General features: G+C 37.8%; 19 protein-coding genes and 3 pseudogenes. 10 read left to right on the forward strand and 12 right to left on the reverse strand.

The features are described from left to right. Positions 1-2 precede the first annotated feature (2 nt). The 5 genes from O1450_RS10170 to O1450_RS10190 all read left to right on the forward strand — a co-directional run bounded on the left by O1450_RS10170 (position 3) and on the right by O1450_RS10190 (position 6,029). The gene (locus tag O1450_RS10170) at positions 3-1,496 is read left to right on the forward strand and encodes a DUF4331 domain-containing protein (protein WP_269228319.1); all 1,494 of its coding nucleotides are present in this window, start codon (positions 3-5) and stop codon (positions 1,494-1,496) included. Positions 1,497-1,511: 15 nt separating this feature from the next. Then, positions 1,512-1,751 (forward strand): hypothetical protein, encoded by a 240-nt coding sequence (locus tag O1450_RS10175; RefSeq protein WP_269228320.1) that lies wholly within the window; start codon positions 1,512-1,514, stop codon positions 1,749-1,751. A gap of 50 nt (positions 1,752-1,801) precedes the next feature. Beyond that, the gene (locus tag O1450_RS10180) at positions 1,802-2,923 is read left to right on the forward strand and encodes a tetratricopeptide repeat protein (RefSeq protein ID WP_269228321.1); all 1,122 of its coding nucleotides are present in this window, start codon (positions 1,802-1,804) and stop codon (positions 2,921-2,923) included. A gap of 92 nt (positions 2,924-3,015) precedes the next feature. Next, positions 3,016-5,133: a TonB-dependent receptor gene (locus O1450_RS10185; RefSeq protein WP_269230460.1), complete on the forward strand. Its 2,118-nt coding sequence runs from the start codon at positions 3,016-3,018 to the stop codon at positions 5,131-5,133. Between the two features lie 29 nt (positions 5,134-5,162). Further along, positions 5,163-6,029 carry a hypothetical protein gene (locus O1450_RS10190; RefSeq protein ID WP_269228322.1) on the forward strand — a complete coding sequence of 289 codons (867 nt, stop codon included), beginning with the start codon at positions 5,163-5,165 and terminating at the stop codon, positions 6,027-6,029. Between the two features lie 606 nt (positions 6,030-6,635). Here the strand turns inward: O1450_RS10190 and O1450_RS10195 are convergent. Next, positions 6,636-7,153, reverse strand: a pseudogene (locus tag O1450_RS10195) (IS3 family transposase); the annotation flags it as partial. A gap of 64 nt (positions 7,154-7,217) precedes the next feature. Next, positions 7,218-7,475, reverse strand: a pseudogene (locus O1450_RS10200) (group II intron maturase-specific domain-containing protein); the annotation flags it as partial. Between the two features lie 71 nt (positions 7,476-7,546). On the opposite strand from O1450_RS10200, the gene O1450_RS10205 reads away from it, so the two are divergent. Then, positions 7,547-8,348, forward strand: a protein-coding gene (locus tag O1450_RS10205) for an IS5 family transposase (protein ID WP_269228195.1) whose coding sequence is annotated in 2 segments (ribosomal slippage) — positions 7,547-7,810 and positions 7,812-8,348 — 801 coding nt in all. Because the reading frame shifts where the segments join, the coding sequence is not laid out codon by codon here. Here the strand turns inward: O1450_RS10205 and ltrA are convergent. After that, on the reverse strand, positions 8,319-9,335 hold the full coding sequence (ltrA, locus tag O1450_RS10210) for a group II intron reverse transcriptase/maturase (protein ID WP_269228323.1): 1,017 nt from the start codon (positions 9,333-9,335) through the stop codon (positions 8,319-8,321). The two genes, O1450_RS10205 and ltrA, sit on opposite strands and share 30 nt — an antisense overlap. A gap of 513 nt (positions 9,336-9,848) precedes the next feature. Beyond that, positions 9,849-10,519 (reverse strand): annotated as a pseudogene (locus O1450_RS10215) (IS3 family transposase); the annotation flags it as partial. Positions 10,520-10,826: 307 nt separating this feature from the next. Between O1450_RS10215 and mutS the strand changes: the two are divergent. The 4 genes from mutS to O1450_RS10235 all read left to right on the forward strand — a co-directional run bounded on the left by mutS (position 10,827) and on the right by O1450_RS10235 (position 15,750). After that, a complete protein-coding gene (gene mutS / locus O1450_RS10220) occupies positions 10,827-13,484 on the forward strand; it encodes a DNA mismatch repair protein MutS (RefSeq protein WP_269228324.1) in 2,658 nt (885 codons plus the stop codon). A gap of 279 nt (positions 13,485-13,763) precedes the next feature. Beyond that, entirely contained in the window at positions 13,764-14,093 is a 330-nt protein-coding gene (gene fdxA, locus O1450_RS10225; RefSeq protein WP_004663008.1) for a ferredoxin FdxA, read from the forward strand. A 136-nt stretch (positions 14,094-14,229) separates the two neighbouring features. Beyond that, positions 14,230-14,943 carry a D-Ala-D-Ala carboxypeptidase family metallohydrolase gene (locus O1450_RS10230; RefSeq protein ID WP_004663009.1) on the forward strand — a complete coding sequence of 238 codons (714 nt, stop codon included), beginning with the start codon at positions 14,230-14,232 and terminating at the stop codon, positions 14,941-14,943. Positions 14,944-15,081: 138 nt separating this feature from the next. Beyond that, a complete protein-coding gene (locus tag O1450_RS10235; protein ID WP_269228325.1) occupies positions 15,082-15,750 on the forward strand; it encodes an O-methyltransferase in 669 nt (222 codons plus the stop codon). 119 nt (positions 15,751-15,869) lie between these two features. On the opposite strand, the gene O1450_RS10240 is transcribed toward O1450_RS10235, so the two are convergent. The 8 genes from O1450_RS10240 to O1450_RS10275 all read right to left on the reverse strand — a co-directional run bounded on the left by O1450_RS10240 (position 15,870) and on the right by O1450_RS10275 (position 21,511). Then, a complete protein-coding gene (locus O1450_RS10240) occupies positions 15,870-16,712 on the reverse strand; it encodes a universal stress protein (RefSeq protein WP_269228326.1) in 843 nt (280 codons plus the stop codon). A 114-nt stretch (positions 16,713-16,826) separates the two neighbouring features. After that, the gene (locus O1450_RS10245; RefSeq protein ID WP_269228327.1) at positions 16,827-17,444 is read right to left on the reverse strand and encodes an acyltransferase; all 618 of its coding nucleotides are present in this window, start codon (positions 17,442-17,444) and stop codon (positions 16,827-16,829) included. Further along, positions 17,434-18,036, reverse strand: a complete 603-nt coding sequence (locus tag O1450_RS10250) for an IMPACT family protein (RefSeq protein ID WP_269228328.1) — start codon at positions 18,034-18,036, stop codon at positions 17,434-17,436. Before O1450_RS10250 ends, O1450_RS10245 begins: the two co-directional genes overlap by 11 nt. Before the next feature lie 88 nt (positions 18,037-18,124). Then, positions 18,125-18,871 carry an LPS export ABC transporter ATP-binding protein gene (lptB, locus tag O1450_RS10255; RefSeq protein WP_269228329.1) on the reverse strand — a complete coding sequence of 249 codons (747 nt, stop codon included), beginning with the start codon at positions 18,869-18,871 and terminating at the stop codon, positions 18,125-18,127. Beyond that, on the reverse strand, positions 18,871-19,419 hold the full coding sequence (lptA, locus tag O1450_RS10260; protein ID WP_004663026.1) for a lipopolysaccharide transport periplasmic protein LptA: 549 nt from the start codon (positions 19,417-19,419) through the stop codon (positions 18,871-18,873). Before lptA ends, lptB begins: the two co-directional genes overlap by 1 nt. Next, positions 19,403-19,951 (reverse strand): LPS export ABC transporter periplasmic protein LptC, encoded by a 549-nt coding sequence (gene lptC, locus O1450_RS10265; protein WP_269228330.1) that lies wholly within the window; start codon positions 19,949-19,951, stop codon positions 19,403-19,405. Before lptC ends, lptA begins: the two co-directional genes overlap by 17 nt. 39 nt (positions 19,952-19,990) lie before the next feature. Then, positions 19,991-20,530, reverse strand: coding sequence for a KdsC family phosphatase (locus O1450_RS10270; protein WP_046739681.1), 540 nt, complete (start codon positions 20,528-20,530; stop codon positions 19,991-19,993). A gap of 3 nt (positions 20,531-20,533) precedes the next feature. After that, complete coding sequence (locus tag O1450_RS10275; RefSeq protein ID WP_269228331.1) at positions 20,534-21,511, reverse strand: KpsF/GutQ family sugar-phosphate isomerase; 978 nt, start codon at positions 21,509-21,511, stop codon at positions 20,534-20,536. Between the last annotated feature and the right edge of the window lie 134 nt (positions 21,512-21,645).

A 21,645-nucleotide genomic window follows, 5' to 3' on the forward strand; every position in this document is an offset into this window, starting at 1 on the left:
AAATGGACTCTCGCCTACTTTTAGCAATTATGCTAAGTAGTTTTAGTGTGACATCATTCGCTTCAAGCCACCGCGAAGCACCATCAATCAGTAAAACACCCAAGGTTGACGCTACAGATTTTTATATGTTTAAAAGTTATGAGCCGAGCCGAAGTAATTTCGTAACCATACTAGCAAACTATCAGCCTTTACAAGATGCTTATGGAGGTCCTAATTATTTCGCTTTAGATCCTAAAGCCTTATATGAAATACACATTGACAACAACGGAGATGGGCAAGAGGACGTTACTTTCCAATTTAAATTCAATCAAGAATTAAAAGACTTACAAGTTCCTGTAGGTGGCAAGAATGTTTCTGTACCATTATCTAACATTGGTAAAATAACAAATGATAGTAGTTCAGCTCAAAATACCGCTGAAACATATACTGTTACCATGATTAAAGGTGACCGACGTAAAGGTGATCGAAGTACTTTAGGCTCTTTTAAAAAGCCATTCGATAATGTTGGCGCAAAATCAATTCCAAACTATCCAGCCTACGCAGATACATTTGTGCAAAACATTAACTTTGGGAATTGCGGTTCTGGTAAAGTTTTTGTAGGTCAACGTCAAGATCCTTTTGCTGTTAACCTAGGTGAAGTATTCGATTTAGTGAATATTAAGATTCCTGCTACTCAACTCGCACCTTCAGGCGTAAATGCTGAAGATCAAGGCTTGAATACTATTGCAAATAAAAACGTCACTACAATTGCTTTAGAAGTTCCACAATCTTGTTTAGTTGCTTCAAATGATACAGTGATTGGAGGATGGACAACAGCAAGCTTACCTCAAGCTACCTTATTAAACCCTAATCCTGAAAGCAATCTTACCAGTGCAAGTAAAGTTGGTGGTGCTTGGACTCAAGTTTCACGTTTAGGTATGCCTTTAGTTAATGAAGTCGTCATTGGTCTTAAAGATAAAGATAAATTTAATGCAAGTAAACCTGTGAATGATGGGCAATTTGCTGACTATGTGACTAACCCAACCCTACCTACATTAATAGAAGTTCTTTTTAAGGAAGCAACTGGTGGTGCCGTAGTTGCGCCAACAAACTTCCCAAGAACTGACTTAGTTAACGCATTTCTTTTAGGTATTCCGGGCTTAAACCAACCTAAAAATGTAAAAGCATCTGAAATGTTGCGTCTAAATACTGCTATTACTCCAGCAGCAAAAGATAAACAAAATCGTCTTGGTGTAATCGGTGGAGATACTGCAGGATTCCCGAACGGTCGTAGACCTGGTGATGATGTCGTCGATATTGAGCTTAGAGTTGCTATGGGCTTACTCTGCACAATAGATGGTGTCAATACCGCTGTTGGTTGTAAAGCGAGCGATGCTAAAGCAGGAGGAATAGGCTTTACTGATGGGGCTCTACAATCACCACAACAATTTGGTACTGCTTTCCCATACTTAAATACTCCAGTAGCAGGCTCTCCATTTAATACAGCTAGCAAATAATTAGGAGTAGTCACCATGAGAAAATTCATTTTGCTGTTCATGGTTGGTATTGGATTAAGTGGCTGTGGTGGTAATGACAATAATTCAAAACCAAATAATAACAATCAATCTCAAAATGACCCCGTTCTTAAAGAAACGTTGTCATTAACCAATCAACCTCAAAGTAACTACGAACAGTCTGAACCTAAAAGTATTACTGACATTTCAGAATCTACTATAGATAACAAATCAGAACCCGTTGCAGTGAAATTTTAAGATTAAGACTCTTAACAAACTTCTGTTAAGAGTCTTTATAGGAGTTTTAAATGTTAATTCGTCAGCTAACATTATCAATAATGGCTTCACTGTATTTAAATACTGCTTTCGCTCATCCCAAACATCACCATGAAGAATCTTCATCGAGTTCAGAACATCCAAATTATTCAGTAATGTTAAAAAACAATCATAATGATGAGCTGAGAAATCAAATCGTTAATGTGTTACTTGAAAAAGCTTATTCAAAAGGCGACGGTGAGTTTTTAGAACAAGCTGAAGACTTAATGAAATCAAGCTTCAATTCATCAGACACAGAAAATAAATTGTTAGAAACTCGACTCGCTCAAGCAAATCATAATTTCAGCAGAGCAGAAACAATACTTAATGAGGTATTAAAAAAAGACCCTAAAAATTATGATGCAATTTTACAACTCGCAAATATATATAGATTACAAGGTCAATTTAATCAGTCACTTAAATTATGTGATCAATTAGATCAACAGAGTGTGAAACTTTATCAAGCTGGTTGTGTCCTGCAAGTGGATGCAATGACAAAAAATATTTCGGAAATAAAACCTAGAACAAATGAACTTATTCAAATGGCCACAAGGTTAAATAAAAACGATCAGCAATGGTTAGGTAATATTATGCTAGAAATAGCGACAAGATTTGATGATCCAACTCTTGCGAGCCAATCTATTCCATTACTTAATGTAGATAATTTACCCAATGCTCTTGCCAAATCCAATTGGTATATTTCTCAACAAGAATATTCAAACGCAATCAAAATTCTGACCCCATATCGTTATCATGATGGTGCGTTGTATAGAATTATTTTAAGCAAACAGAAACTAAACGATCCCCTTGCAGAAAAAGACCTAAATGAACTCACCCAAAGAGTACAAAATCTACTCGACCATAAGGATCACATACATCTCAGAGAGCAAGCTCAATTCCTGTGGGTTTCAAAAAAATATGATGAAGGTTTACGCATAGCTGCCAAAAATTGGAATATGCAAAGAGAAAATGATGATTTTGAGGTCTATGCTGCCCTTGCACTTGATAGTAAAAATCGTGAAAGCACAGAAAAATTATTAAATTGGAGTAATGAGACTGGCTATCAAAATCCGACCTACATTCAAAGATTAAAACAAATGTTAAAGCAACTCTAAATCTAAAGTTGATAAACAACTAAAAACATGAAATGAATAATAATTTCATGTTTGCGAAAATCACGAAAATTTATAAAATTAATGGAATAAAAATGAACAAAAGAATTTTGTATTGCTTGTTGATAGGAAGTAGTCATTTCTATTTAGCTCAACTTACTCATGCTGGAGGTGAACTTACAACAACCCTTCCTACAATTAAAATAACAGCATCATCAAATTTAGATAGCACTTTTGGGGTCGCATTTACTTCCTCCCAAGGAACAATATCGAAAGAACAAATTGAAACTCGACCTTTATCACGTCCAGCAGAAGTTTTAGAAACGATCCCCGGTGTCGTTGTGACCCAACACAGTGGTAGTGGTAAGGCAAATCAATACTTTCTGAGAGGTTTTAACTTAGATCATGGAACTGACTTTGCAACATCATTTGATGAACAACCCATTAACATGGTGAGTCATGCCCACGGTCAAGGTTACACAGACTTAAATTTTCTAATCCCCGAACTGATTGAATCAATTCAATATCACAAAGGAGCAGTATCGATTGATGATGGTGATTTTGCATCAGCAGGTACAGCAAAAATTTCGAGTATCCATTCTCTCGATAATCCTTACGCACAAATAACGTTAGGTAATCACAACTTACTTAGATTTTTAGCTGTTGGAAACTTAGTTCTTAATGACGGGGAATTAATCGGTGCAGTTGAAAACATCAACAGTGACGGACCTTGGGTTAATCCTGAAAATCTTTCAAAACAAAATCTATTCTTAAAATATTTCACTGGTGATCATAATAAAAATCAATCCATCGGCTTTCAACATTATCAAGCACGATGGGATGCTACTGATCAAATTCCAGAGCGGCTGATTGAAAGCGGTGAACTTAATCGCTTCGATAGCTTAAACAAGAGTGATGGTGGTAAGTCTGCTCGGACTGCTATTTGGTATAATGCTAAAAATTATGAGAAAACGAAATACACCACAATCTCCACTTATGCCGTATATAACAAACTGAATCTATTTTCTGACTTTAGTTATTTTTTAAATGATCCAGTCCATGGAGACCAGTTTGAACAAGCTGAAGAACGAACGACACTTGGATTTAAATTTCAAAAAGGTTCATTAAGTGAATGGTCAAGCAAAGAGCTTTTAAACTCATTTGGATCATCTCTTAGGTATGATTATATTAACAACTTAGGCCTTTACCAGACACAAGATCGACAGCGTTTCAACACGATAAGAAATGATGATGTTAATCAATGGTCTATTGGAATATGGGGACAAAATCAAACCACGTGGCAACCATGGTTAAAAACTATTTTAGGCGTTCGTGGTGATTTTTATTCTTTTGATGTAAATTCTGATAAACAAGAAAATAGTGGTCATAAAACTGATCATATTTTCAGCCCTAAAATGAGCATAATTTTAGGTCCGTGGGAGAATATTGAATATTACATTAATTATGCATATGGCTTTCATAGCAATGATGCTAGAGGAACTACAACGCACCTAAACATTGATTCTCGTGATAGTAACTATTTAAAACCAACTCTCCCCGTTTCTCCACTGGTAAGAACAATAAATTCAGAACTGGGATTAAGAGCAAAACTTATACCTGAGCTCACCTCAACAATAGCTCTATGGCAACTTGATTCAGATTCAGAACTGGTATTCATCGGCGATGCTGGTACGACAGAAGCAAGTAGACCAAGTAAAAGACAAGGTATCGAAATTTCACAATTCTATCAACCAACTGATGCTTGGATTATCGATCTAGATCTGGCTTGGTCAAAAGCAAGATTTAAAAATGAAAATTCGGAAGGAAATCATATTCCTGGGGCAATAGAAAAGACCATAGCTGCTGGATTTACTTATAAACTGAATGACCAAATTAATTTTGGAGGACGTTTACGTTACTTTGGTTCTCGCCCTTTGATTGAGGATAACTCAGTTCGTTCCGATTCATCAACTTTAGTTAACTTACAAGGCAGCTATCAATTTAATAAAAACTTTCTAGCACAAGTTGAACTCTTTAATGTATTCGATCAAAAAACGAATGATATCGAATACTACTATGCATCATGCACTCGTCAAGATCTCAGTGAACCTTCATGCTCACCTAACTCTTCAGAACGTGAAGGAATTTATGATAGACATATCCATCCTACTGAGGGAAGAAACCTCAGAATGACCTTCCGCTATTTATTCTAACCTGAGCGATAAATGCTGAGGAGAAAAATATGTTGTCTCAAAATAAACTCAATGTTTCACAGAGCGCATTTCTCTTTAGCATTATCATGCATGTTTTTATTGTAATCGTAATTTTAAATTTTACAGTTGAAAAAAACGATCATATAACTTCAAATATAAAGATTACGTTAATTTCGGCATCAAGTATAAATCATAAAGATGCAATGTTTTTGTCTTCAAAAGATTCCCAAACAAAAGCAACAATCGATCAACCTCAACCTCAACCTCAACCAATCAGTGAAACAATATTTGATAGTACAGCACCAGCAAATACACCAACAGAAAATCAAGTACCAGAGTTCTTTAGTATCGATGAGCATGTAAATTCATCAAAAATTGAGCATACTTATGACCCGCTCTTGAATGCACAAAATAGAGCAAAAAAAGCTATAAAAGAAGCAAAAGACGTATCAAATCTTTATCAGTCAAATATCAAACCGATGGAAACTGACTTCTTAGAAAAGAACCAATTATCTTCTTTAAAATTAGAAACTGACTCATTCAGTTTTTACAAAGTTAAAATTATTGACACACCAAAGGATTTTGAACGTTATTCTTCTCAAATTCATGTCTCTAAGACCACCTCATCAGGTGAAGAAGAAATTAAAATTAATCAACTTAATGAACAAATTACAGAACTACTTCATGAAAATCGCTTAGCTTTAACCGACAAAAAACCTGAAAATATTGAATTTATAATCGATCCAGTTAATCGAATTATTCTTATTAATCTTTCTTCAGAATCATTGAAAATGGATCATAACCTCAAAACATTATTAGAAAACATGTCGTTTGATGCAATTCTAATGGATAGTAATCTTAATGAAAAAGCTTATTCTTTCGTTGTTAATATTTAATTTTCAAAATAAAAAAAGAGAGTTAAAAAACTCTCTTTTTGGGAATTATTTGTGATTCAATCCAGATAGCACAATCATTAATATACTTTTATGATAGTTAGACAAACCTGATTCTGACAACTGAGAAAACAATTGTTTCAACCAAGAATCTGAAAAGTACTCTGCTCTGCTACGCTTATACGAACTAAGTTTTATACGCGTTTGTTTTAAACTAGATTTAGCCAATAAAATAGGATTAGCAAAATTTTCTGAAAATTTGTCCAAACCAATAGCATAGTCTCAAGTAGCGATCAATTCTAATAGATTTCTTCTAGCTTGAACTTACACCCCATGATCAACAATACTTTTAACAAGTTCCACAATATCTTTTCTTACAATAATACCTACCCGTCTATCTCCTAATTTTTCAAAGATATCAACATATACTGTTCTTCTTGTTTCATGCTGCTGTCCTTTAAAATTACGAGAACCAGCTATCTTTTTTAAAGACCAGTACGCTAGTCAACAATTATTGTACTCTCATTAATTTCTATCAAATAACAAACTATGACATTTTTTAAATTTCATTTTTCTTTATTAAAACTGCTGTTCTAGGTTTAAATGATCCTAGACAGTATCGTGGACAACCAATCCCTCTAAATTCTTGAAATATTTCTGTTCAAAGGCTTCTGGACTTAACCAGCCGTTTGCGGAATGCCTTCTGACCCGATTGTAATAAATCTCAATATAGTCAAACAAGACAGTATTAGCTTCTTTTCGAGTGGCAAACACACTGCCATGGACCACATGACCTTTCAATGTATGAAAGAAGCTTTCGGTCACTGCATTATCCCAACATGAGCAGTGTACTGCGCAAGACTGCGTGACATACTTTGAACGCAGTTATTCGTCAATAATAGCGCCCTAAAATCACGACTACAGTACTGTGAGCCTTGGTCCGAATGCACCATGACACCCATTGGATACCCCTGACGAGCCATTGCATAATGAAACGCATCACACACCAATTGACGGTCTATTCGATGGCTGGTTTGCCAACCGACAATACGACGGCTGAATAGATCCAGCATCACACATAAATACAGCCAACCTTGCTTAGTACGGATATAGGGGTGAGTAGACCAAGGGAATCTCACCCTTAGCCCCTCGCAGAACCAGACGTGAACCTCTCAGCTCATCCGGCTCCCATTATCCAACCGGTGGTAAACATCCCATTTTCCAATGCACAAAAGCATTTGGAAAATCACGCGCAAGCCGCCCTAAGGCATATCTAGCTCGTCTTTTATGACGGGCTAAATTTTTATACTTACGCCTCATCCAGCGTATAAGATAAGCATTCATGTGTCTCCAGATCACTGACATCGCTGAACCATGGAAACGACCATAGTATTGTTGCCAACCTAGAAGAATTGGATTAAATATTGCTGATAGATCAGTTAATTCACGCTCAGAACCTATCCAGTATTAATTTCATTCTTTTTTGGCAATTGGAAAAATAATTTGTTAAATTCTCCCCCATGAGAAAACCATATCCCAGCGACATTAGTCGAGAAGCCTTTAAAGAAATTGAACCGTTACTATTGAGCGGAAGAAAACAAACACGTCCAAGAGTCGTTGATGTCTATGAAGTGTTTTGCGCCTTGCTCTATATTCTAAAAAGTGGATGTCAATGGAGTATGCTTCCTCGAGACTTTCCACCTAAAAGCACTGTGCATTATTACTTCTCGATTTGGAATAGAAAACCATCAGAAACTGAACCTAGCATACTTGAGCAGGCTTTAAAAAAATGTGGTTGGCGAGGCCCGTATCAACAATGGACGGAAAGAACAAACGAGCTTTATCATCATTGATTCACAAAGTGTAAAAAACACAGATACCGCACGTAATAAAGGCTATGACGCTGGTAAAAGAGTTTCAGGGATTAAAAGACATATCATTGTTGATACTCAAGGTCTGCCTCATGGAATATTTATTACGACAGCAGATAAAACAGATCGTCAAGGTGCATTAGATGCCATAACTTTACATAGAGACACCTTACAAAATGTAGAGGTTGTACTTGTTGATGGTGGTTATACAGGCGAACCCTTTTCTTTGGCTGTTAATGATTTAATCAGAGCGCGAGTTGAAGTTGCTAAACGAAGTGAATTACATAAATTTGCAGTCATACCACAACGCTGGGTTGTGGAAAGATCATTTGCTTGGTTAGAAAAATGTAGAAGGCTTTGGAAAAACTGTGAAAAGCACCTAAATACGAGCCTTCAGTTCATTAATTTAGCCTTTTTAAGGCTACTTTTGCATAGAAAATATTCTGGATAGGTTCTCACACATCAAATGTAGATGCCATCTCCGGATAGTCTGCCGCATTGCCTTAAGTGCATCACGACTGACCGCCGGAGAAAAATTCACATAAACCCTTTGATATTTGTCTACAGCCTTACGGGGCCTAAACGTGTATCCGAGAAAAGTAAATTGTACATCTTGATATGCTTGGCGACGATTAACATCTTGGCAATAAACAATCTTCGTCTTCTCTGGATGCAATTCGAGTCCACATTCACGAAATCGTGCACCAATCTTTTGTAAAACAAGTTTGGCTTGAGATAAACTTCGGCAATGAATTACTCCATCATCCGCATAACGGCAGAATCTTACACTCGCAAGATTCTTCGTAATCCACATGTCAAAAGCATAATGCATAAATAAATTAGCCAATAGAGGGCTGATAACTCCACCTTGCGGTGTGCCGCGATTCCTTTCTAAAACTTGACCATCTACATTTTGCATAGGTGCTTTTAACCAGCGTTCTACATAGAGAAGAATCCATGGAATTTCACAGTGTTTCTTGAGTGCACGCATTAGTAAATCATGGTCGATGTTATCAAAGAGACCTTTGATATCAAATTCCACAACCCAGTCATAATCCCAACTTCGTCTCCTCACCATCGCAATTGCATCATGGGCAGAACGCCCCGGACGATAGCCATAAGAGTTTGGATGAAATAATGGATCAATTTTCGGCTCTAATAAGAGCTTAACTGCTGTTTGCGCGACTCGATCTGCAACTGTTGGAATGCCTAGTATACGCACGCCACCTGACTTCTTTGGAATCGGAACACTCTTGACTGGCGGTGGAAAATAACTGCCAGAACAAAGTCGATTCCATAGTTTGTATAGGTTGTTCTTTAAATGCTTTTCGAATTGCTCAATAGATTCATGGTCAACGCCTGAGGTGCCACCGTTCTCTTTGACTTTTTTGAATGCCTCCCAAATTAACGCTTTAGGAATGTTAAATGGTTTGGTCATAAAGTTTTGCTCCTCCTGTTTGCACAGTTGACAAATCCGTAGACCTGGATAATGCAACCCCTTCGCTCCATTACCATTACAGTAATTTCAACACTACTACGAGTTGCTCCACCCCTTGGTGACGCATTGCTATTATCAGCCTTGCCTTTTGAGCTTGTGCCTTTCGCTTGACATCGCCACCGAAGGTTCCCGCAGTTCAACGTAAGAGCCTGTATTAGGATCGCGCTGCCTCTACGCCGGACACCGAATGGCCCGTAAGCAGGTAACGGCCAAACTAATCGCGGGGCAACATCCATCCCCGGTTTTGATGTCATTTGAACACTTTCGACACTTGAACGGCAGTTCACTGTTGTTCGCCTTCCTAATTCTTACCTGACGTCTTTACAACGCCTTTTCCATAACGCTCACGACCAGGACTTTTGATCCAAGCCGCTTATGGTGGTTTGCTACCTGCTCTTGCAAGCCGATAGCGAGGGGCCATACCCTCATCTCTTACGCCGCTTGCTGCGGCACACTAATATCCGTTGTCCAAACTTTATTAGGCTGAGTAACTGTAAATTGACGATCCAACAAGTTAGGCGCTGTAGGCAAACGATGGTTTGAATCAGTCGTATGCTTGTATTTACGTGCAATCCTGCTACGTAAACCAAGCTTTTTAAGCATTCTTCCAACGGTTCGTTCGCTCATGCTGTAACCTAAATCATGCATGTCATGTACTAATGAAGGTGCACCCAATCGTGCATGATGCTGCCAATATACGGCTTTTAAATCATTATATTTCTGCGCTAGATTGGCCTGGCGTTTTCGCCAGGCATAATAGCCTGAAGTGCTGACACCCAGGCATTTACAGGCAGAAGATACAGTGACTTCATTCACATCCAGATCTTGAATTACCGTGTACTTTTCTTGGCATGATCTGTCAGAAAGTACACATGCGCTTTTTTTAAGATGTCATTGGCTTCCTTGAGCTGTTTGACTTCTTTTTCTAATTCCAAGATCCGCTGTTGTTCTGGTGAAAGTTGACGTTTGCTTGAACCCACTGGGTTGGCTTCACGAATCCATTTGTCTAAAGTTGAATAACCCACACCTAATTTCTGGGCGATTGCAGCTATAGGCTCGTGGGAGTTTGAAAGTGCATGATCAATTGCTTGCTGTTTAAATTCCGGACTAAAACGTTTAGCCATTTCTTAGATCTCCAAAGATTGAAGTTACGTTATCTTTAGATGGGTGAGGAGCACTGCTCCGCAAGGTCCATTATTTTGGCTAGGATCAGAAACAAAGCCACGGTTTTTGTTAGAATCCGTTTCAGAAATTCAAAAATCGAATCATCTTATTCTTAGTATTTTAACCACACACCAATAAAAGGTACACTAAAAGGTATACTTACTCATTGGATTGTTCAGGTTTAGACAAGATTCAACAGGATTCGTCAGGAAAAGTTTTGTATGCAATTAATTGTAAATATTATTAATTTTAAAGGTGTTAAGTGACATGAATACAGAAAATATAGGACCTGACCTATCCACACTAACACCTATGATGCAGCAATATCTCAAAGTCAAAACAGACTATCAACATGCATTGCTGTTCTATCGTATGGGTGACTTTTATGAACTATTCTTTGAAGATGCTCATCAAGCGGCCAAACTTTTAGGGATTACCCTCACCCATCGCGGTAAAGCGAGTGGGCAACCGATTCCAATGGCTGGTGTACCTTATCATTCAGCCGAAGGCTACCTTGCCCGCTTAGTTAAATCTGGTCGCACAGTTGCAATTTGTGAGCAAGTTGGGGAAGTCACAGGAAAAGGCCCCGTTGAGCGTAAAGTAGTTCGTATTCTTACACCAGGAACTTTGACTGATGATGCATTACTTAGCAGTTATCAGTCTTCAAATCTGGTTGCTTTATGTATTCAACAAAATCAAATTGGGTTTGCATTACTCGATTTAAGTGCTGGTATTTTTAAGGTTCAGCAACAAGACTATAAACCTGAACAATTGGCGATTGAACTGGCTCGTTTAATGCCAAGTGAGATTTTGATTGATGAAGATCTGATTGATAAAAATATTATTGAACAGATTAAAAGGAATCTAGACTGCCCGATTACCAAACGTCCAAATGTTGATTTTAATTTAAATAATGCACAAAAAACCTTGTGTGACCAGTTCTCAGTTTCAACTTTATCAGGCTTTGGTCTAGATCCACTCCCTTTGGCAAAAGCAGCAGCAGCAGCTTTAATTCATTATGCCAAAGAAACACAAAAGACGGCTTTACCGCATATTCGTTCAATTCAGATTGAGCAAAGTACCGATTTTATTGCACTCGACCCCATTACTCGCCGTAATTTAGAAATTATTGAACCGTTATTTGATCATGGTACATCCTTATTCCAACTAATTAATGATTGTCAAACGGCAATGGGTGGACGTTTACTGAGTCGAACACTCATGCAGCCAATTCGTGATACTGCCATATTAGATGCTCGTTTGGATGCTTCAGAGCAGTTATTAAAAGGCTATCATGAATCTCCTGTACGTTTAGTGCTCAAAGAAATTGGTGATATCGAACGTGTATTGAGTCGTGTTGCTTTGGGCAGTGCCCGTCCGCGTGATTTAGTTCAACTTCGTCAAGCATGTGCACAAATTCCATTTTTACGTCATGCTCTAGCCCCTGTGCTAAAAACACAACAATCTAAATTATTAAATCAACTGGATAATCAATTAGGTGATTTCAAGAGCCTTCATCAACACCTAATGGATGCAATTGTTGAAAGTCCACCTGTGCTGTTACGTGATGGTAATGTCATCGCAGAAGGTTATGATGATGAACTCGATGAATTACGTAAAATTCGCGATCATGCAGGGCAATTTTTAATTGATTTAGAAATTAAAGAACGCCAACGTACTGGCATCAATACACTTAAAATTGGTTATAACCGTGTCAGTGGTTACTATATTGAGTTGACTCGTAGCCAAGCAGAGCAAGCACCAGCCGATTATATACGTCGTCAAACGCTCAAAAATGCTGAACGCTATATCACGCCTGAACTAAAAAGCTTTGAAGATAAAGTGCTTTCGAGTGAATCACGCGCGCTTGCCCGTGAAAAGCTTTTGTTTGAATCATTGCTAGATGAGCTTCGTCAAAACATTGCGCATTTACAGATGATGAGCGCTGCGATTGCCCATATTGATGTACTGGCAAATTTTGCACATCAAGCCAGATTAAATAATTGGACAAGACCTGAATTTACGGCTGAAACCAGCATCAAAATTCAAGCTGGTCGTCATCCCGTTGTTGAAGCTTTAAATAAAGCACCATTTACACCGAATGATACGACTCTAGACCCACAACACCGTATGGCCATTATTACGGGTCCCAATATGGGGGGTAAATCGACATTTATGCGTCAGACTGCATTGATCAGTTTACTTGCTTACTGTGGTAGTTTCGTTCCTGCAAAATCGGCAAAACTGGGTTCAATTGATCGTATTTTTACCCGTATCGGTTCTGCGGATGATTTGTCGACAGGTAAATCTACTTTTATGGTGGAAATGACTGAAACTTCACAGATTTTACATCATGCTACAAGCCAATCTTTGGTTTTGATGGATGAAGTTGGTCGTGGTACGAGTACTTATGATGGCCTCTCTTTAGCTTGGGCATGTGTACTTGATTTGACGAAGCGTGTGAAATGTCTATGTTTATTTGCAACACACTACTTTGAGTTAACCGAACTCGGTGGTGAAGTTGGTATTGATAATTATCATGTGACAGCACAAGAACTGAATGGCAATTTAATTTTATTGCACAAGGTACAACATGGCCCTGCGAGTCAAAGCCACGGTTTACAAGTTGCAAAACTGGCGGGAATTCCAGCTAGCGTAATTAAAGAGGCGCAAAAGCGCTTAAAGATTCTTGAAAAGCAACAACATCATCATTTGCAAAATACAGTTCAAAATGATTTATTCAGTTCGCTTGAGCATGAAATTGAAACTCAAGTTGTTGAGAAAATTGTTGAAGTGGAAGCTCAATCCCCTGCTCTTGAATTATTAGATAAAATTGATGTGGATGATCTAACACCACGTCAGGCACTGGAGCAACTTTATCAACTCAAAGCCTTATTCAAATCTAGCCAAGCACTCGAAAATTAAGATTAAATCATCAGCTTTGGCCCTAGATCAGAGCTGATTTTTCTAGTTATAAGATCGCAATTATATTTGTGCGCTCATTTTGCATCATATAATGTAAGGAAGGAGAAATTCCACAATTCATTAGGTTATTGAGACTTATTATCAATAAAAGTCATATAAATAAGTCCATTTCATTGATACGAATAATAAATATCAATAAAAGGAATTGTTTCTATCGGTATTTTTTGCCTAAAATACGCTATGCAAAATGAAAACCATATTTTTTAGGTAGCTGCCGCCATGACCTTTGTTGTCACAGAAAACTGTATTAAATGTAAATATCAAGACTGTGTTGAAGTTTGCCCTGTAGATTGCTTCTATGAAGGTCCAAACTTCCTTGTCATCAATCCAGATGAATGTATTGACTGTGCATTGTGTGAACCTGAATGTCCAGCAAATGCGATTTTCTCTGAAGATGAGCTACCTGAAGGTCAAGAAGCGTTTATTGAGCTGAATGCTGAACTCTCTGAAAAATGGGCAGGTAATAACATCACTCAAATTGGTGAACAACCTGCCGATCGTGAAGAATGGAATGGCAAGCCAAATAAATTGCAATATTTAGAAAAATAATCATAGAAAAGACCAGTATTAACTGGTCTTTTTTTATACTCGAATCACACATTTCTTTGCAATTGCACCATTATTTGTGCGTTATTTTGCATTAAAATAATCCATCTATCACTTATAGATTGTGAACTGCTTTTTTATGATGCGAAATAAATTACAGGGTCTCTTATCATTTTGTATCATCCCTGTGATGATGGTCGGTTGTGTCAGTTCAGCCACTAAAGTGAATCAAAATCAAGGTAAAAGAATTTACATTCCTCAAGAACAAGTTACTTTTACTCGCCCAATTCCAAATAAAGTTGAACCGAACTCTTATCGCCAATGGCTCAATCAAGGTGAAAATTACGCGCGCGTCCGCGAATACGAGCAGTTCTTAAATCGTAATAATGTTGCACATATTATTCCAAGTTTTGAATTATTACGTACCGCTAGAGATTGGCAAAAATGTGGTCGCTCAGAATATATGGTGCCAAATCGTGAGCTATGGAATAATTCACTTTCAACCTTACGGGTCTTTAAATATTTAATCGCTGCTAAGATTTTAACTGATTTCGAAGTAACTTCTGTTTACCGCGATCTACCTTTAAATCAATGTGCAGGTGGTGCGGGTTCTTCTAAGCACTTGTTCAATTCAGCAATCGACTTCCGTATCGGACCTGAAGTTCCGCAACCGCAAGACTATGCATATATTGAACAGACTAAATTTAAACTATGCCAATTTTGGATGCAGCATGGGCAGAGTTTAAATCTTGGAATCGGCTTGTACAGTTCTGGTCAAATTCATATAGATACGCAAGGTTATCGAACTTGGGGGCCAGACCTCACCCGCAATAGTTCAATGTGTAACTTCTAATAAACAATAATTTAAATCAAGAAGAGATCTAAACGGTCTCTTTTTTATTTCAATGGTACTGATTAATTCAGTAATCAAATTGCACTCTAAGCATAAATGTTTAAAATGCAGCTAACAGATTCATAGGTAAACTTGATTATGCAACAGATGTGGACCGACATTGATGACTATATCAATTCACATTTAATTCCCACAGACCCAAGACTTCAACATGCATTAGACAACACCGATACTCAAGGGTTTTCTAATCATTTGGCTGTTGCGCCTAATCAAGGCATGTTTTTGCAAATGTTGATTCAGATGAACCAATGCAAACGGGTACTGGAACTAGGAACTTTTGGTGCCTACAGTACTATTTGGCTTGCAAAAGCATTACCTGAAGATGGCTATCTACTCACGGTAGAAGGTCGAGATACTCACGTCATTATTGCTCAGGAAAATATTGATTTTGCCAATATGCCAACCAATATCGAGCTCAAGAAAGGTCGTGGTGCAGATATTATGAAGCAACTCATTGATGAAGGCAGTGAACCCTTTGATTTGATTTTTATTGATGCCGATAAGCAAAGTTATCGTGAATACTTTGAATTAAGCTTGCAACTTTCTCATTCAGGAACGATTATTGTGCTTGATAACGTCATTCGTGCAGGTGCGATCTTAGATGAAAATAATAAGAAGCCTAGTATTGAAGGCATTCGTGAAACATTCACAGCATTAAAAGATCATCCTCAACTTTTGTCTTGCACCGCATTACAAACAGTTGGCTCAAAGGGACATGATGGCTTTGCAATTGCAATTGTGAAATAAAGATCAAAAAACAATCTAAAATAATTAGTTGTTTAATATCAATGTATTATATTTATACACAGTGCTTTTCCATATAGTTATCCACAGTAATTGCGGATAACTATATGGAATAAAATGAATCACTTAGCAACGAGTAAGGGTACATTGGCATTTCGGAAGATCGTTGTGGTGATACTCCCCAAGAAAAATTGATGAATTTTACTATGGCTAAAAGCACCTAAAACAATCAGTTGAATGTCATGTTCTCTTTGATATTCAAGAATATTTTGTGCAACATCCCCGTATCGATAAATTGGTATAACATCTAAACCCGCATCTTTTAAATATTTTTCTGGCTCTGCCAGCATTTCTGGATGATCACCCACATACAGCAAATGACATTGTAACTTTCTCAATAAATCACTTTGTGCTATACGTTGCAGCATTTTTTGACAGGTCGGTGAATACTCATAAGCGAAAATAAAGCGTTTCGGTGGTTCAAAATGCTCACCTACTGTAATCACTGTACAGTTTGCACCACGAATAAAGTTTTCAACATTGCTGCCTATGGGCTTATTCTTTTCTGCTGCTCGCTCACCCACACGGCCAATAATCACAACATCATTTTCTTTCAAGATGTTAAAACTTTGTTCAAGAAAATCGCCCTTTTCTTGAATCTTGGTACTGGTTAAATCGTATTGTTTCTCTATGAATTCTGAAATATGTTTAAGTAAATTGTTACTATAATCAAGCGCGAGTTCACTTTGCTTTTGCTCTAGTTCGGCTAGCTCTTTGAGTAACATCGCATTACTTTCAAAACCAATTACGCCACTAATTTCACCTAAATGATAGCTTGCAGGATAATAATCCAAGATTTGCAACAGTACTAATTCTCTTTGAGTTTGTTTTGCAACCCAAACCGCCGCCTCTGCAACAGCATCAATACAGGGTGAAGAATCGATACATGCAATTACACGGTTCATTTTCGCCTCTCTTTAGGTATATACCTTAGGTCTTCTACTTATTTTTAACTTATCACAGATCAAAGTATGGTGGGTTAAATTTATGTATAAAATCTCACGAGCTTTTAATTGATTTTATTCAGTACGATAACGAATGAATCGAGCGGGATTACCTGCAACAATTGCAAAATCTTCAATATCTTTTGTGACCATACTATTCATTCCAACCACAGCATGATGCCCTATTTTCACACCATCTTTTATACCAACATGAGCACCTAACCAAACATCTCGCCCAATCTCAATTCCTTTGGACGTAACAGGCTGCTGGTATAGTGGTCGGTCTAGACCCATGCCATGATCAAATGCATATAAATGACTATAAGCTGCGATTCTGACTTGATCATGTAATTTAATCCCTGTCCGTCCACCATCTAAAATACAATGATGATTAATTGCGACTTCGTTACCAATTTCTAAAGGTCCATGTAAAGTACAATCAGCTGCAATGAAGGTATTATCTCCTATGCTGATCTTGCGACCACGCTCAGCAAAAATATGTGCTAAAGGTGAAATGAAACAATTTTTACCAATCTCGATCGTTTCCATTTCCATCAAATAAGCTTGATATTCAGCTTGCCATGCTTCGGCCCATTCTCGATGCTTCGCTTTAAGCGACCAGTACAACCAAGGCATATAATTCAAACGATGCTTATGTTGTTCTCGATACTTTAATAAAGGATCAGTTGTCATCTTCTTGTTCCTCTATCACCTTGAGCGATTCACGTCCACGTGTCACATCTTGGAGCTTATGCCTTAAAGGCTCAATTTGATGTACTTGTACTCGTGCTTCAATAAGAACACCTGTTTCAGTGTAACTTTCTTGATATTCAATTTGTTGTTGCATCAACTCATATTGAATAATTGCCCATTCATTAAATAGACAGGCAAATTGAATCTTTTTTTTCTCAATCAATTCGATTTTTTCAGCGAGCAATAAACACTGACCTGCACATCCACCATACGCTCTGACCAAACCACCTGTACCGAGCTTAACCCCACCATACCAACGATTGACTAATACGATGATATTGGTTAGATCATTGCCTTCAATTGTCGCTAGAATGGGGCGACCTGCGGTGCCAGAAGGTTCACCATCATCATTAAACCGAACATGGTGTCCAATTTTCCATGCCCAGCATTGATGTGTAGTTGAAATATCTTTGTTTTGTTCTAAAAAAGTTTTAACTTGCTGCTCATTTTCAACAATTGCAGCAATCGCTTGGAAGCGACTTTTTTTAATGTCTTCTTCAAAAGTTACTGTATTTGCGATAGTGAAAGGCATAAAACATAAATGCAAACCAAAAAGAGATTATAACTTTTCACACTGAAAAAAAAGAACCATAAATGGTTCTCTTTTGATTTAATTTGATTCAAACAACGAAGTCATCGCCTAGATATACTTTACGTACTTGCTCATTATCTAAAATTTCTTGCGGAGTTCCTTCTGCTATCACAGAACCTTCACTGACAATATATGCTTTTTCACAAATCGCTAAGGTTTCTCGTACATTATGATCAGTAATTAAAACACCAATTCCTCGATTCTTTAATGTCTGGATAATATCTTTAATATCACCCACAGAAATTGGATCGACACCTGCAAATGGTTCATCTAATAGCATAAATTTAGGGTCAGCGGCCAGCGCACGAGCAATTTCAGCACGACGACGTTCACCACCAGATACACTCATTCCTAACGAGTCTTTAATATGATTAATTTTAAAATCATTCAATAATTCAGTTAAACGTTGCTGTCTTTGCTGTTTATTTAGATCTTTACGCGTTTCCAAAATTGCCATGATATTTTCAGAAATTGTGAGCTTTCTAAAAATTGATGCTTCTTGTGGTAAGTATCCAATACCTTTACGTGCCCGCTCATGCATCGCTAGATCAGATAAATCTAAATTATCTAAATGGATTTCACCCTTATCCATACGAACAAGTCCAACAACCATATAGAAGCTTGTAGTTTTACCTGCACCATTTGGTCCAAGTAAACCGACAATTTGACCGCTTTGCATCGTAAATGAAACATCTTTTACCACCCAACGTTTACTATAGTTTTTAGCTAGGTGTTTAATACATAAAGTTTGTGATTGCTGCACTGATTGATCCATTAATCACGCGCCCCTGGAGAACTCTTAGAACTTGATGGCGGAATAATAATTTGAACTCGATTTGATGAAGAACCTTGTGCCTCTACATCACCTTTGTTCATACTATATTTCAAACTATTACCACGAATACTAGAACCATCTTGATACAGATATGCCTTACCAGTCAAAGTAATAATTCCTGTATCGGCATTATAAACAATGGTCTGCGCTTCACCACGCGCTAAACCTTTTTTAGCATCTATTTGCTGCTGAAATTTTGCCAACTGACCTTTAGCTGTAATCGTTTGTATTTCTTTTTTGCTATTCAATGTCGCAATAATAGAATCAGCCTGAAGCTTCATCGTGCCTTGCTCGATCACTACATTACCCGTATAGGTTGTTACACCCGTTTTATCATTATAGGTTGCACGATCAGCAACCAATGATAACTGTTGGCTACGGTCTGATGGCAAAGCAAAACTTGAAGCCGAAGAAAATACTACAGCGGCAATACAAGTGACTTGTTTTAGGAAAGTGAAACGAAATTTAGAATTAAGAGCTTGGCGCATACTTTCCTCGAATTTTATAGAATTCATATTGACCATTATTCAAATTTGCCTTTAAACCTTGACTAACAAACTCAGAACTTGGCGTTTGTACAGTGACTGAGTGTTGTGTCTCTAATTCTCTGGTTTTTGGATATCCTGTGAGTTCATTAGTATGAAACTCCATTTTCCCCTGATCAGAGAATTTAGTTGCAACGACATTGCCTTCTAATATGATCTTTGTATTATCGTCATAGCCTTGTGCTTGTTTTGCATAAAACGTTGCATCAGCCTTACCCTGCTTGTACATCACGGCATTTAATTGATCAAGTTGGGATGTTTTCTGCTGCATATTTTGCTGCAACTGTTTCACCTCAGCCCGAATGTATAAATTACCCTGCTCATCAGTCTGTGTTAAGTGAACACCCTGCGCTGAATAAGTCATATTTTTCGCTGAATCAACATCCAACTTTTTTGCTTTGCCGCTGTAATAATAATAGCCACCACTTAAAGCAGCAATCAAAACAGCGACAACATATAAAACCTTGGTATCCATAAACAGAGTTACCTGACCTTTGGGTAATTCACGCTACTATTAATGTGGTACAGCTAAATATTTTGCAAGTAGCTCTTGGTAAACGCCTTTTGAAAATAAGAGCATATCGCATACTTCTCGAACTGCGCCACGTCCACCCATCGCTTGAGTGACTAAATTTGCACGACGACGAACTTCTTCATGGCCATTGGGAACAGTAATACTCATGCCAGCAATCGCAAATGCAGATAAATCAGGCCAGTCATCGCCCATATATAAACAATCTTCAGGTAAAATATTTAACTGAGCACATGCTTCACGTAATGCCACACCTTTATCTTCTCGCCCTTGAAAAATAAGATCAACGCCTAAATCTGTCATTCTTTTTTCAACAATATTGCTCTTACGTCCAGTGATAATAATCACTTTCATTCCTGCTTGTTGAACCAATTTCATACCTAAACCATCACGAATATCAAATGATTTAAGTTCATCACCTGAATTTGTTAAGGTTACAAAGCCATCGCTTAAGATTCCATCCACATCAAGCACTAATGCTTGTAAATGACGTGCTTGTTCTTGTAAAGCATAAGATGCCATGGCTTAATTTACTCCTGCCTGAATAAGGTCATGCATACTAATCACACCAATCACTTTATTGGTATGATCAACAACTACAAATTGATTAATCTTTCTCTCATGCATTTTTTCCAATGCTTCCACCGCACGGGCTTCTTGAGAAATAGTGAGTGGATTTTTGGTCATAACTTCAGCAACTGGGAGATTTACATCAAAACCTTGTTGATGATCAATCATTCGACGTAAATCACCATCAGTAAAAATACCTAATAAAATATCGTTCTCATCAACAACCGTGGTAAGACCCAAACGTTTATCTGAGATTTCATATAACACCTTATTCATCGGTGTATTGGGTTTAACTTTGGGTAGTTCAACACCTGTATGCATCAAATGTTTTACATGAAGAAGTAAGCGTTTACCTAATGCTCCCGCAGGATGGGAACGAGCAAAATCATCGGCAGTAAAACCACGTGCTTCCAACAATGCGACGGCTAATGCATCACCTAAAACAAGTGTTGCAGTCGTACTAGACGTTGGTGCTAAACCGAGAGGACAAGCCTCATCCGCCTCACCTAATGTCAATGCAACATCCGCATTCTGTGGCATTGGTCCTTTATCATCACGACTGATGGTAATTAATGGTACGCCTAGATACTTGATTAAGGGCATGAGCATCATGATTTCATCACTTTTGCCTGAATTTGAAATCGCGATTAATACATCACCACGCACCAACATACCCAAATCACCATGCCCCGCTTCACCTGGGTGCATAAAAAATGATGGTGTCCCAGTTGATGCAAAGGTAGCTGCCATCTTCCGACCGATATGACCAGATTTGCCCATACCCGTCACAACAACTCGCCCTTTACACTGCAACAAAATTTGGCAGGCAAGATTAAAACTTTCATTAATTTGTGTCGCAAGAACCTCTAAGGCTTGTTGCTCGATTCGTAGGGTCTCTAATGCGCTTTTTTGAAAATTTATGGCTTGTGACATATGAGTTTGACCCAGAATAATACGCTATCCACCTGAAGGTAGATGATTTTAATCAAAAGAATGATGCTGATTCTAGCATAATTGAAAAATATGCACGTTTCTAAATGTAGTAGTTTTCATCGAAAATGAAGAGA

This window comes from Acinetobacter sp. TR11 (assembly GCF_027105035.1).
GTDB lineage: Bacteria > Pseudomonadota > Gammaproteobacteria > Pseudomonadales > Moraxellaceae > Acinetobacter.

Coding starts and splice junctions, on each gene's coding strand:
- O1450_RS10170 (WP_269228319.1), top strand. CDS start 3: ATGGACTCTCGCCTACTTTTAGCAATTATGCTAAGTAGTTTTAGTGTG.
- O1450_RS10175 (WP_269228320.1), top strand. CDS start 1,512: ATGAGAAAATTCATTTTGCTGTTCATGGTTGGTATTGGATTAAGTGGC.
- O1450_RS10180 (WP_269228321.1), top strand. CDS start 1,802: ATGTTAATTCGTCAGCTAACATTATCAATAATGGCTTCACTGTATTTA.
- O1450_RS10185 (WP_269230460.1), top strand. CDS start 3,016: ATGAACAAAAGAATTTTGTATTGCTTGTTGATAGGAAGTAGTCATTTC.
- O1450_RS10190 (WP_269228322.1), top strand. CDS start 5,163: ATGTTGTCTCAAAATAAACTCAATGTTTCACAGAGCGCATTTCTCTTT.
- ltrA (WP_269228323.1), bottom strand. CDS start 9,335: ATGACCAAACCATTTAACATTCCTAAAGCGTTAATTTGGGAGGCATTC.
- mutS (WP_269228324.1), top strand. CDS start 10,827: ATGAATACAGAAAATATAGGACCTGACCTATCCACACTAACACCTATG.
- fdxA (WP_004663008.1), top strand. CDS start 13,764: ATGACCTTTGTTGTCACAGAAAACTGTATTAAATGTAAATATCAAGAC.
- O1450_RS10230 (WP_004663009.1), top strand. CDS start 14,230: ATGATGCGAAATAAATTACAGGGTCTCTTATCATTTTGTATCATCCCT.
- O1450_RS10235 (WP_269228325.1), top strand. CDS start 15,082: ATGCAACAGATGTGGACCGACATTGATGACTATATCAATTCACATTTA.
- O1450_RS10240 (WP_269228326.1), bottom strand. CDS start 16,712: ATGAACCGTGTAATTGCATGTATCGATTCTTCACCCTGTATTGATGCT.
- O1450_RS10245 (WP_269228327.1), bottom strand. CDS start 17,444: ATGACAACTGATCCTTTATTAAAGTATCGAGAACAACATAAGCATCGT.
- O1450_RS10250 (WP_269228328.1), bottom strand. CDS start 18,036: ATGCCTTTCACTATCGCAAATACAGTAACTTTTGAAGAAGACATTAAA.
- lptB (WP_269228329.1), bottom strand. CDS start 18,871: ATGGATCAATCAGTGCAGCAATCACAAACTTTATGTATTAAACACCTA.
- lptA (WP_004663026.1), bottom strand. CDS start 19,419: ATGCGCCAAGCTCTTAATTCTAAATTTCGTTTCACTTTCCTAAAACAA.
- lptC (WP_269228330.1), bottom strand. CDS start 19,951: ATGGATACCAAGGTTTTATATGTTGTCGCTGTTTTGATTGCTGCTTTA.
- O1450_RS10270 (WP_046739681.1), bottom strand. CDS start 20,530: ATGGCATCTTATGCTTTACAAGAACAAGCACGTCATTTACAAGCATTA.
- O1450_RS10275 (WP_269228331.1), bottom strand. CDS start 21,511: ATGTCACAAGCCATAAATTTTCAAAAAAGCGCATTAGAGACCCTACGA.